We start from the raw sequence: 11,740 nt of genomic DNA on the forward strand, positions 1-11,740 counted from the left end.
AAGTAAGAATTCAGCCCCAATGGGGAAATAACCATATTGGGTTCATCTTGCGAGAGAATTTCGCTAACTAAGGCTCACATTCGGATGTATGCGGTGCTTGTTTCTCAAAATATTCTCTCTGTCTGAGCTCAAATATAACCATTAGCGTCAAAGTCAACATGGGTACCTGAGTGCTATTACACAATAAGATTATCTTAAACGTATATTCGCTGATAATCGATGCAAGTGTTCTTATGAGAATTGAAAATGTAAATTTTATATTGTCGTTACTCTCTTCCTTAACGTGATGATGTACGTCAGATCTTGGAGTACATTTTCAAAGATGCCTCATTTCTAGATTATTTTACTGAAGTTTTTTTCCGTTGCATAGCACGCCTTTTGGGAGTGGATTTTGCTTTCACCTTATCTAATTCTCCTATATATCGAGGTAAACGATGACTTCGCCGTTTATCGGTATGCAAAATTTGATAGACGAACAGGCCTCTTAAATACATAGAAGCAAGACCTGCCGCAATGGCAAGTAAAAATCCGAACAGAAGATAGCTGTAGCCTAATACTGTCAAATAAGAGAGAAAAAGATCCTGGAAATTGGTTATTTTGAGTATTGGCCTTTCTGATTCCTCGATAAAATACATCAATCCCAAATCAAAAAAAGGCAAGGAAAGGAGGACCATGATAAAACCTAACATAAAGGTTTTAAGTTTATAGGGTTTAGGGCAATGAACGATAAGTTCACCAAATATTGCTCCAGTGATTGCAGCAACAACTACTCCAAGGACTATTGATTGGAAAAGAGGTACAATTTCCATTATGTCCATTGAGGTAAGCAATACGTCTATGAGTATGGTACCAACGACAGAGAGCAATCCATAGTAAACAGCGGCAAGTAAACGCGGATTCGAAATACTAAGTGCGGGATCTTCGTTTTTCATTTGAGCACTCCATAGCTACGCCTGTATATGTATCATTTTAGTATAATTTTAAACTCCGGAATGTTTTTTTTATTTTTTATCGCCTTTTATTTTGAATAACTTAGGTAAATTGTACCTATGCAAAGCATTTCAGGTGTATCAAAATAATAATTTGTATATACTAAGAAGCGTTGACAATTTATTTAAGTGGCCTGGATCTTGCAGTTTATACCTGAGAAACTTCTTGCAAATTTAAACACAAGGGAGCCAATCGTTACGTAAAATCGTTGAGTCTGGATAGGGGGTAAGCCCTATCGCTAAGGTTCCATCAGGCTTCGAGAAGCCCTTTGGGCTCCCTTAAGAGCTGAATATTGAAAGTAGCGAATGGCTTAGAAGCATTTTTAGTTTAAATCTTTTGAGAAAATCTCAGGGGGTGATGCACCGGATTAAGAGGATTTGTATCATAAACATCGTTATTATTTTATAATGGTCTATGCTCATACTCATGAGTAAAGGCGGACAAACGATGCAGATGTCAACGATACCTAACGAAAATAATTATAGATTGTGAATATGCAAAGACTTGGTCATTTTATTTTAAAACTATTTGGTTGGAAAATTGTAGGTGAATTACCTAAAGATAAAAAATATCTGGTTGTTGTTGCTCCGCATACCAGTAATTGGGATTTCGCAGTTGGTTTATTTGCACGTTTTGAATTAGGAGTTAAGATTAATTTTTTAGCTAAAAATCAGCTTTTCTTTTTTCCTTTAGGACTTCTATTAAGGGCACTGGGTGGGGCACCCGTTGATCGCTCCAAAAAAAATAAGACAGTTGATCAAGTAGTTGAAATATTTCGTTCTCGTGAGGAGTTTAAGTTGGCGATCACCCCAGAGGGAACTCGTAGTCCAGTTACTCGTTGGAAAGAGGGGTTTTATCATATCGCTTGTCAAGCAAAACTACCTATAGTTATGGTAGGTCCTGACTATGCAACTAAAGAACTTCGAATCAATAAGGCATTTCTTCCATCAGGGGATATTCAAAAAGATTTTCCAATAATTCTTGATTTTTTTAGAACAATAAAAGGGCGTTATTCCAAGGAAATTCCTGAGTATCGTCCTAAAAAATAAGCAGAAACTATCTGTTAGTTGGATCTATTTTAACACTGTAATCCAGAATTTTTGGAGAGAGTGTCTTCTATATTTTTGTCCATATTATCTTTGAATTTATTGTTAAGCATCATTTCTGCTTTTGCTTCAGTAGCACTTCGAAGAGCATCAGTGAATACTTTTGGGTTGAATTGACGGCAGCGATCTTTAATTTCAGATATTGAGTCCAATCCAAAGGCATTGCTCATTGCTAATCCTTGACCAAAATAGGCATTGTGAATTTCTCGTTCAGATATTGATTCTAACAATTGCGCTAAATGAAGTTGCTCCCAACATGAACTATAACATTCGGTGCTTTCCTTCTTAAGATCTAAGCTCTGATAAAATCCTGCAAGATAAAAATAGGTATGGGCGAGTAACAAACAGCCAGGTGTTTTGTGTTGCTGTATTAGATATTCCATACGAGTCATAAATTCGTATAAGGTATTTACATTTTCTATATTGAGATTTTTTTCGCAATTCATAATAAGATGAGTCAAAACTTCCTGAGCAGCATAAAAGCAATTAAACCGTGACAAAGAAAGAATAAGATAATCATTGTACTTATTATTGTTTGTATTTTTGTTTTCTTTTAAAGATGCTAAATATAAAACATACCCACAATAGAAATCGGCTCTTGATTGCGGCTCTGGGTTTCTGAATTGAAAGGCATGATCATTAGCTACTCGCAGTTTATTAAATTTGTTTACCCAGAACGGTCCTAACTCAGGGCTGTCCAGTTGCTTTCTGACGATGTCGCTACCAGTAGCTTTGAGCAATGCTAGTTCAATGGGTTTTAACTTATGAAGTAACAGTGTCACTTCATCTGTAATACCGTCTTCACATATTAAGTCTTCAACATCTCTCATAGAACCAGGCATAAATTTTCCTTTTACCATATTAAAATACCATTATTGATTTTTTAAGTTTATTACATTCTTCTTCAATTTCCATTTTACTGCGGCCAGAGCTAAAAAAAACCAAATCAGGACAAGACTTTGATAAATAATGGCGCTTTGGTGGCAGAATTTCGGCAAGCTCTTCTAAATTATTCGTTTGTGCCACGAGTGGCTCCCCGGTCTCGAATAATTCATCGATATTTTCTTTAATTATTAAATCTTGGAGTCCTACATTTTCTAATAAATGATCTACTGCATTTTTGAGTGTAAATCGTTCTATTAATAACTTTTGTGCTTCTACTATCGTCTTATAATTCTCTGAATTTTTAATATTTTCACTGCATGCCAACTGATTTTCCTCCCGTGCCACAATTGAGTCTAAAATATCCTGTGGATCTCTTGATTCTGGAAGGCGCTTATATGCAGAGTCCGGATTTTTGATAAGCCACTTAGGTAATGGATCTTTATCATGTTCTTTTATAAAGTCTTTTTCCTTTTTTAATAAACTGAATTTACCATAGCGGTACTCACCAATATCAACAGCATTCCCATACTTGCCGCCTTTAATAAATATATCGTCAGTAACTGAACCAAATTTAGTATAAACGACCCCAACGTCTAGTACACTGATTATCGCTGAGCCATTATTTCTCATGCCCATATCATCCATTCGACACACATATTTGCAGCTTTGTTTTAAATCCAGTAATTCATGCGCCTCACACCAAGGATATATTTCTATATAAGGATTATTAAGAATCGCTCCTTCTTCATTAACCTTTCGATTTAATTCCCTGACTAGGTCTTTCCAATAATCCCTGCGTTGGCTGTTAGTAAATCTACTCTCATAGGCATGTGTTGATTGATAAGTTCCGACAGCAATACTACCAAATCGTTCTTCAATTATTTGTTGCATTAACTCTTTATCTTGTGGATCACCTGCCAGTTTTACAATAGGTATTTGCGGTATTTTTTTCTCAATACTTGATGCATTTTTTTTGACTAGTTGAGCAAGTTTTAGGGCTTCTTCGAATCCTTTGCCAGGACGTATTGTACCAAAAGATAAGATGTTAGGTTTTTTAGCCACTACATCCAAAGGGTGGTCAGGAGCTGTGCTTAATTTTTGCGATGCAACGGTTAATCCAGATTTACCTTTTAAATCATATTTTATAACGGGATATTTATTTAACGTATAATCTTCTCCAACTTCTCTTATTTTTTTTGCAACGCCAGTAGACTCAGTTGTATTTCTCTTGTCACAATCACCATAAGTAGCTGCAATGATTGCGTTATCTCTATCCGCTTCATTAAAAAATTGCACACTATTTGCCTGACGCATTAAGTCATGGGTATATTGTTGTAAATATCGCCGCGTGTAATTTTGTTTATACTCATGAATGGTGATATTGACTTTGATCTTTGCTTCCTGAAATTTCATAATATCTTCTGGAGTAATAAATACACCGCAATCTGGTGGGCGTATATGGATATCAAGATGAGTGTCTTCTTCAATTGGTTGCATGCTGACAATCATACTTTTAATCACATCAGGTTTGATTGGATCGCGTCGGTTTGCCTGATAGGCTAAATGAAATCCTTCACTTGCCAAAAGAGCTTTTTTGCCATAATAACCACTCAGCTTTTTGTTTGCAGAAAGATAAGGCTCTTGTTGATTTAAAATCAAGGTCTGCAATTCTGAAATTAAATTATCTCTATAACCGCCTACATTTGCAAAAATATCATGGATGTTTTCTAGTTTGTTTTTAATGTTTGTATAGGAACGAATCGCATCTTCCACAGGATTTAATAAGGCCTTGATAAATTTTTCTTGGTCGTAAATTTCTTTAAATCCTTCATTGAAAATCTGGCTGATAATGGATAATTTACTTTGCAAATCTTTATCCACTGCATTAATTTCTTTAAAATCAATGGCATAAAGTTCAGATACAGCAAGACGGATGCGGCTAAGTTCCTCTAATTGGGTAATGATTTCCTCAATGGATCTTTTTAATTCGTCAAAGCTATAAAAATTTCTAAATTTTTTATCCCGCTCTAAATCATAGGGCAGGTTATTACTGTGGAAGTCGTAGTTGTACTCCTTGATTCCTGTAAGTTTATCAGTTAATTTTTCCAATGCCTTTAAATTGACAGGACCAGTAAAATGTTCTTTAAGGGCCAAGAAATTCTTGAGGGCTTTTGTATGCCTCGTTGAAAAGTCTTGCTGCATTAAATGAGCTTCAATATATTCATTTAAGGAACAATGATCTTTAATATTCTTTTTATTTTCATTATATAATTTAATTAAATGTGCTAACTTGCTTTTTGGTTTTTTAATGTTACTTAGTTCATCATTATTATCTTCTAAGGCTTTCTCTAACTTGTTTTTTTTTGCTTTTAAGGCGCTAATTATTTTATCAACGCTTATTTCATCAAGTTGGATGGGTTTTTGCGAGTAAATATCCATTATAGTAAGTGATTGTAAGCTGTTATCATGCGCTACAAGAACTTTTGGTGTTCTGGGGCTAACGGTTTTGATATTTACTTCCTGGGCATCTTCCATTGAAGAAAGAGCTTCTTTTAATTTATAACCGCTAATTATGGTATTTTCATTGGCAACTGGCTGTAAGACTATGGCACTTGGGATGGTTTCTTCTGGAATAGAAGTAGTTCCGCTCGGAAATGGAATGCTGTAGTGTTTTTTGTCTTTTTTTAACCAGGTACAGGATATGTCATAATTTTCTGCAAAACCTAATTCTAAAGAAGCAGCATATTGCCCATCTCCAGTTTTTGCGTCCTCATCAAATGGTGCTGTGAGTAAATATATTTTTGGCATGATTATTATAATAAATTGTTACACTGAGAAAATATTAGCCGATTAATCTTAAAGGGATATTAAGAAACATGGTTTTAGCCAATAAAAAAGCTATACCACGTCTTTATATAAGAATTTAGATTACATATTTGGTCATTTTTAGCATTTTAAAAGACCGGCCCATGGGAAGGGCGAAATATTTGGGTTCAATCATTTGGTAACCACAAATCTGATAAAGTTTTGCGCCTGGTAATGTGGCCATCATTTCAAATTTGGTAAATCCATTAGCCAAAGCTTGTTGTTCGCAATATTCCAAGAGCATTTTTCCTAGTCCTCGGCGTGCATAATTGGGGTGAACAAAAAATGCTCTAATTTTGGCATAGTCTTTCTGAGGATCTAAAAATCCCTCCTCACGAGCGTTGCATTGATCACCTCCAAATAAAGTTTTTCGTTTACTCCAACCTCCGCATGCAACAAGCACTTCATTTTTTTCAATGACATAATATGTCTGATCGTTAATCAGTTCTTTATCTACACCAAAAATCGCATGAATTGCTCCTTCAATTTCCGTATTTGTATAGTCGCTAGAGCTTAAAACTCTAGCTGAATGTTCAATAAGTCGATTTAGTTGCGGTATATCATCACTCTGTGCTGGTCTTATCATAATTGCTCTCTTTTTAATCTTATTGATTTGACGAGTAATTTATCACGAAATATAAATAAATAAATTTCTGATTTATTGCGTTTTTATTTCATTTTATAATTAGATATTTAATGATTTAGGTAATATATGAAAAAGAATAAAGAAGAAGAGCCATCAGCCGAAACTAATCAAGCAATATTTTTAGACAAAACTGATCGAAAAATTTTAAATATTTTACAAAAAGACAATCAAATTACGAATATTGCTTTGGCAGAAAAAGTAGGAATTTCAGCACCTCCTTGTTTTAGGCGCGTTAAACGATTACGGGACGCAGGCATTATTGTTAAAGATGTTTCTTTGGTTGATCCCTTTAAAGCAGGCCGGGGCCTCATTGTTTTTGCAAATATTACCTTGGAGAAACAAAGAGAGGACTTATTAGCTCATTTTGAGCGTAAAATGGCAGAGCAAGAGGAAGTAAAGCAATGCTACTTCGTTTCTGGAGAGACTGATTATTTATTAATCATTCATGTGTCAGACATGAATCATTATAATGAGTTTGCACGCAGAGTATTTGCAAATGAAGCCAATATTAAAATGTTTCGTAGCAGTTTTTGTCTTAATAGAACGAAATACAATACACATATTCAGTTTTCGGAGGATTAACCAAAAACTGTGACCCTCTATTTTTTATCTCCTTGATTAAAAACTTTATCTGGCGTCTATTGCGCGAAAGCCTACATTAGCCTCATGCTGCATGAGTGCAAAGCATACTAAAAGGTTAAAAAAATACCAAATAGTATATAATATATATATTCATGTTGCAAGAGCTGTAAAATGAAAGAAAAGAAACCTTCAGAAAAGCTCAATAATGTTTCTAATCCTGCTAAAGATTTTCTTACAGGAATGCTATCACCGGAAGTTAGAGCAAAAGAGTTTTTATATGTAATTGAAAAATCAGAGAATTATAATAACGAATTGGAAGTATTAACGGAGAACAAAAAGTTTCCTACACGCAAAAACAATCAAAACAAACACATGTCTCAGACGTTACAGGATAATTTATTACCAGAGGAAATGTCGGTCAGTGAATTAAAAAAGATTATTCCTAAGGTATTAGAAGAGTATCAAATTGTAAAAGAAGAATTGCTTGAGTTGGGAAAAAGGCAAAAGGAACTGAGCGGTTGTTTGAGAAGAGTAGAGGAGCTAGAAAAAAAATATAAGTCTTCAAATCTTGATGAGAAAGAATCCAAAGAATATGAATCTATAATCCCAAAATATGATGAATTGAAAATAAACTATGAGAAGGATCAGATTGAAAAAAAACTATTTGAAGCTAATAGAAAATTCAATAACTTACAATCTAATCTGAATGGCATAAATCATTGCATGGAAGCAATTTATACTCATCTAATGTTTTCTAAAAGAGATCAATTTTTTGACATATTAACAACATACTACAATAGCATGGAAGGAAAACAAGAGCCTCATAAGAGACTGATTTATAGTATGTTATATGCGGTACAAGTATCCGAGTACCTTCATAAAGATAAATTTGGCATTGGCTATCCAGGTGCTGTTCGTCTTAATCAATTATTTTTTGAATATGCCCAAACTAGAAAAGAATATGAAGAGAAAATTGGTTTTCCTAAACAAGGATCTACGAATAAACTAATACTTATTCTCAATTCATTTATGGATAATTATATGAAATCGGGTGCTACAGCTTCTGAATTGAGAGAAAAGTTAAAACCAGTAGAACAATATTACGATATCCAAATAACTAGCGAAGGGTTAACAATAAAGCTGAAAGAAGGCAATAATCTTCTTTCCACAAATCCAGTCGATGTTTTGAATGCTCTATTTAAAAAATTTTACGATGAAACAACAGTCTTTTCTCGATCAATGAATGCATTAAAAAGTGCTCTTGATGAACATGGTGTTACGTACGAGACGCCAAATGATTGGTATAGCTATATGAACTGGAGTGTTCCTCTTATTACAGATAAAAACTCCGTTATCATCAACTATGATGATCAGGCGTATGTTGAGTACCAAAAACAACAAGGAGAACGTGAAGATGCATTTTTCAATAATGTAATCAATGAACTGGAAGGCGCTCAAAATATTATTAAAATCTGTACGGATCCAAAAGAAATAAATAGAAAAAAAGAGATGCAAATTATTGTCACCCAATTGTTAGATGATTTGAATGAAGTGTACCATGGGAAAAAAGTTCTATGTTTCGAAACAAAAATTAAAAATGATTTAGTTAGAAAAGTATTAGAGCTATCAATTGAATCATTGAAAGACTTGAACAATAAATTTCCTCAAATCGATGCTCAAGAAATACTGGATGTACTTGGTAATCTGAAGAAGGGGTTAAATCTTGCAGAAGAAAAATTAGCTCCCATAAAGATAGGTGATGATAAACAAGTTGTTAGCAAAATTATTGATAATGTGTATAAAAATTTAGAAAAGAAATTACATGTCAACAGATTAGGGTGCATCGGTTTCAAACCTAATCTTAAAATAAAAGAGGCAATTGAATCTTATGGAGCCTCTATAAATTCAACAGAGAAATTGAGTGAAAATGTGATAAGGCTAGAAGAGCCTAAAATAAAGACAGTAGAAGAGCGCTGGAGTAACTGCAAAGGAAAGATGAATCTAAACTTAATAAGCCAGATAATGAATAAATTTGTAAAAGAATACGCTAAGTATCAAGGCTGGGTTAAAGGAGGTGCTAGCCTTGAAGAGATTCAAAAAAAGCTAGGGCATTTAGATCAATATTTTGAAATAAGGGCAGTAGAAGGCAAAATTCCCCAAATTGTATGTAAGCCTGAGCTCAATACAATTGATCCCAAAATACTCTTTAATGATATGTTTAAAAAGTTTTATAATGAAAGTGGTTATATGGGGTCACGATCTATCGAATCGTTAAAAAAAGCCCTAACAAAAAACAATATCACTTTTACGGAACCTTCTAATTGGCCTTACAGAGGGATACCTGAGGTCACTGATGAGAAAAATCGATTCAAATCAGTCGAGTCACCTCAAATAGTCAATGAAATCCAGGTGCCTGTGCATTCTAATCTAGGGAATCCTAAAAATTAAAAATGTAAGAATAATATGAGACATTCATCTAAAATCATAGTGATCCATGGGGCAGGCATGAGTTTCAATAATGAATGTGTACCAAAAAATTTGTAGCGTATATTTTTGTTTAATTTTTCAACAAAAATATATGGATGAGGGAGTCATCTTTGATTCAACACTATACAAATGCAGGTATCGACCGCTAAAATAACGTCTACAGGACACTAAATTATTCTCCTATGTCCTCACTCCATAGTTTACTATTTTGAGTAATGAAGTCTCGCATCATGGTGATACATTCATCGTTTTGTAATACTTCAAGTTTGACACCACGTGATTTTAATAGCGTTTCTTCACCCATAAAGGTTTGATTTTCTCCAATCACCACATAAGGGATTTTATAAAGAAGGATGGCTCCGCTGCACATGGCGCAAGGAGAAAGGGTAGTGTATAAAATGGATTGCTCATAAACTTTAGCTTTCTGTCTACCCGCATTTTCTATTGCGTCCATTTCACCATGTAATATGGTGCTGCCCTTTTGAACCCTCTGATTATGTCCACGTCCAATAATCCTGTCTTTATAAACAAGTACGGCACCTATGGGTATTCCTCCCTGAGCAACACTTCGGCGTGCTTCTTCTATAGCTGTGTCAAGATATCGTAGATGGGACACTGACATGATTGTTCCTTCAAAATACAGTAAAATTAGGGATATTTTCCAGTAAGAACCAATTGCAATAACTCATTACATAAAGCCAGCATTTCATGTTGCATCAAATTGATGCGGAAATAAAGACTAATTTCAAAATTTAAGTATCAATGACGAAGGTTCACCAACGTTACTGCGAGATATGTGGTTTTTTATAGGTTATCATGTTATCGCTATCACAATTGTGATAGCGATTCTTCGCCAGGCAAACCAAATTGGTTAAGTTTGCGATCCCTATTTTTTCAATATGGCTTTTCCCGCATAGGGTAATACTGCAACTTCATTAATCCGTAAGAGTTGATTGTATTTGGCAATACGGTCAGTACGACAAAGTGATCCTGTTTTAATTTGACCACAGCCTGTGGCTACTGCCAAATCGGCAATAAACGTGTCCTCTGTTTCTCCAGAGCGGTGTGACATGACACAACGATATCCATTTTGATGTGCTAATTGGATTGTTTGTCGTGTTTCGCTTAGTGTTCCTATCTGATTTACTTTAATAAGAATCGCGTTGGCTACTTTTTGAGTGATGCCTTCTTGGAGTATTTTAGGGTTAGTTACAAACACGTCATCACCTACTAATTGAATTTTATCGCCTAATTGCTCGGTTAAATGCTTCCATCCCATCCAATCTTTTTCATCCAAGCCATCCTCAATACTCACTATGGGATAATTTGCAACAAGATTTGCATAATAATCAATAAGTTGCATTGAGTTGAATTTTTGATTTTCTGAAGCCATATGATACATTTCCTGCTTGTAAAGTTCAGAAGCCGCGACATCTAGAGCCAGTACTATCTCATCTCCTAATTTAAAGCCAGCTTTGTCAATCGCTTCACAAAGCAGATCGAGTGCTTGGCGATTGGAGCGAATATTAGGTGCAAAACCGCCTTCATCACCTACAGCAGTATTTAAGCTTTGTTTCTTGAGTACGTCTTTTAACCCATGAAAAATTTCAGCTCCCATCTGTAATGCGGTAGGGAAATCAGGAGCTCCCACAGGCATTATCATAAATTCTTGAATATCTACGTTGTTATCAGCATGAGCCCCTCCGTTTAAAATATTCATCATTGGGACTGGCATGCACATTTTTTCACCTTGATTTAGGGCCGCATACAAGGGTAAGTTGTGTGCGTTGGCTCGTGCTCTTGCAGCAGCAAGTGATACCGCAAGAATGGCATTGGCGCCTAGACGTGATTTATTTTCTGTGCCATCTAATTGACATAACTGATTATCTAAGGCTTCTTGATTTTCAATAGAACAAAGATGTAAGGCTTGATTGATCTCATGATTTATATGTGCTATAGCTTGTTGCACGCCTTTCCCATGATAACGTTTCGGATCGTTATCTCGAAGTTCACACGCTTCACGGCTTCCAGTTGAAGCCCCAGAGGGAACGCTGGCTCTGCCTTGAGTACCATTTTTTAAAATAACATCTGCCTCAACAGTAGGATTACCACGAGAATCTAAAATTTCACGTGCTTGAATTTTGGTTATTTGCATATTGTATCCTATTTGTATTAAAAG

9 protein-coding genes are annotated in these 11,740 nt (G+C 35.0%); 3 read left to right on the plus strand and 6 right to left on the minus strand.

Features of this window, described 5'->3' with window-relative positions:
- Nucleotides 1-338: 338 nt before the first annotated feature.
- Nucleotides 339-932 carry a hypothetical protein gene (locus EKG34_RS02555; protein ID WP_003635710.1) on the minus strand — a complete coding sequence of 198 codons (594 nt, stop codon included), beginning with the start codon at nt 930-932 and terminating at the stop codon, nt 339-341.
- Nucleotides 933-1,484: 552 nt separating this feature from the next.
- On the opposite strand from EKG34_RS02555, the gene EKG34_RS02560 reads away from it, so the two are divergent.
- On the plus strand, nt 1,485-2,039 hold the full coding sequence (locus tag EKG34_RS02560; protein ID WP_003635713.1) for a 1-acyl-sn-glycerol-3-phosphate acyltransferase: 555 nt from the start codon (nt 1,485-1,487) through the stop codon (nt 2,037-2,039).
- A 29-nt stretch (nt 2,040-2,068) separates the two neighbouring features.
- Here the strand turns inward: EKG34_RS02560 and mesI are convergent, their stop codons facing one another.
- The 3 genes from mesI to EKG34_RS02575 all read right to left on the minus strand — a co-directional run bounded on the left by mesI (nt 2,069) and on the right by EKG34_RS02575 (nt 6,432).
- Entirely contained in the window at nt 2,069-2,938 is an 870-nt protein-coding gene (gene mesI, locus EKG34_RS02565) for a Dot/Icm T4SS effector metaeffector MesI (protein ID WP_003635716.1), read from the minus strand.
- A gap of 19 nt (nt 2,939-2,957) precedes the next feature.
- Nucleotides 2,958-5,789, minus strand: coding sequence for a Dot/Icm T4SS effector Ceg32/SidI (sidI, locus tag EKG34_RS02570; protein ID WP_003635717.1), 2,832 nt, complete (start codon nt 5,787-5,789; stop codon nt 2,958-2,960).
- Between the two features lie 115 nt (nt 5,790-5,904).
- A complete protein-coding gene (locus EKG34_RS02575; RefSeq protein ID WP_003635719.1) occupies nt 5,905-6,432 on the minus strand; it encodes a GNAT family N-acetyltransferase in 528 nt (175 codons plus the stop codon).
- A 126-nt stretch (nt 6,433-6,558) separates the two neighbouring features.
- On the opposite strand from EKG34_RS02575, the gene EKG34_RS02580 reads away from it, so the two are divergent.
- Nucleotides 6,559-7,074, plus strand: a complete 516-nt coding sequence (locus tag EKG34_RS02580) for an Lrp/AsnC family transcriptional regulator (RefSeq protein WP_003635721.1) — start codon at nt 6,559-6,561, stop codon at nt 7,072-7,074.
- 171 nt (nt 7,075-7,245) lie between these two features.
- Nucleotides 7,246-9,522: a hypothetical protein gene (locus tag EKG34_RS02585; RefSeq protein WP_003635722.1), complete on the plus strand. Its 2,277-nt coding sequence runs from the start codon at nt 7,246-7,248 to the stop codon at nt 9,520-9,522.
- Nucleotides 9,523-9,733: 211 nt separating this feature from the next.
- On the opposite strand, the gene EKG34_RS02590 is transcribed toward EKG34_RS02585, so the two are convergent.
- On the minus strand, nt 9,734-10,183 hold the full coding sequence (locus EKG34_RS02590) for a nucleoside deaminase (RefSeq protein ID WP_003635724.1): 450 nt from the start codon (nt 10,181-10,183) through the stop codon (nt 9,734-9,736).
- A gap of 264 nt (nt 10,184-10,447) precedes the next feature.
- Nucleotides 10,448-11,716, minus strand: a complete 1,269-nt coding sequence (eno, locus tag EKG34_RS02595; RefSeq protein WP_003635726.1) for a phosphopyruvate hydratase — start codon at nt 11,714-11,716, stop codon at nt 10,448-10,450.
- Nucleotides 11,717-11,740 lie beyond the last annotated feature (24 nt).

The sequence above is a fragment of the Legionella longbeachae genome, from assembly GCF_004283175.1.
In the GTDB taxonomy this organism is placed as follows: domain Bacteria; phylum Pseudomonadota; class Gammaproteobacteria; order Legionellales; family Legionellaceae; genus Legionella; species Legionella longbeachae.

Coding starts and splice junctions, on each gene's coding strand:
- EKG34_RS02555 (WP_003635710.1), bottom strand. CDS start 932: ATGAAAAACGAAGATCCCGCACTTAGTATTTCGAATCCGCGTTTACTT.
- EKG34_RS02560 (WP_003635713.1), top strand. CDS start 1,485: ATGCAAAGACTTGGTCATTTTATTTTAAAACTATTTGGTTGGAAAATT.
- eno (WP_003635726.1), bottom strand. CDS start 11,716: ATGCAAATAACCAAAATTCAAGCACGTGAAATTTTAGATTCTCGTGGT.
- EKG34_RS02575 (WP_003635719.1), bottom strand. CDS start 6,432: ATGATAAGACCAGCACAGAGTGATGATATACCGCAACTAAATCGACTT.
- mesI (WP_003635716.1), bottom strand. CDS start 2,938: ATGCCTGGTTCTATGAGAGATGTTGAAGACTTAATATGTGAAGACGGT.
- EKG34_RS02585 (WP_003635722.1), top strand. CDS start 7,246: ATGAAAGAAAAGAAACCTTCAGAAAAGCTCAATAATGTTTCTAATCCT.
- sidI (WP_003635717.1), bottom strand. CDS start 5,789: ATGCCAAAAATATATTTACTCACAGCACCATTTGATGAGGACGCAAAA.
- EKG34_RS02590 (WP_003635724.1), bottom strand. CDS start 10,183: ATGTCAGTGTCCCATCTACGATATCTTGACACAGCTATAGAAGAAGCA.
- EKG34_RS02580 (WP_003635721.1), top strand. CDS start 6,559: ATGAAAAAGAATAAAGAAGAAGAGCCATCAGCCGAAACTAATCAAGCA.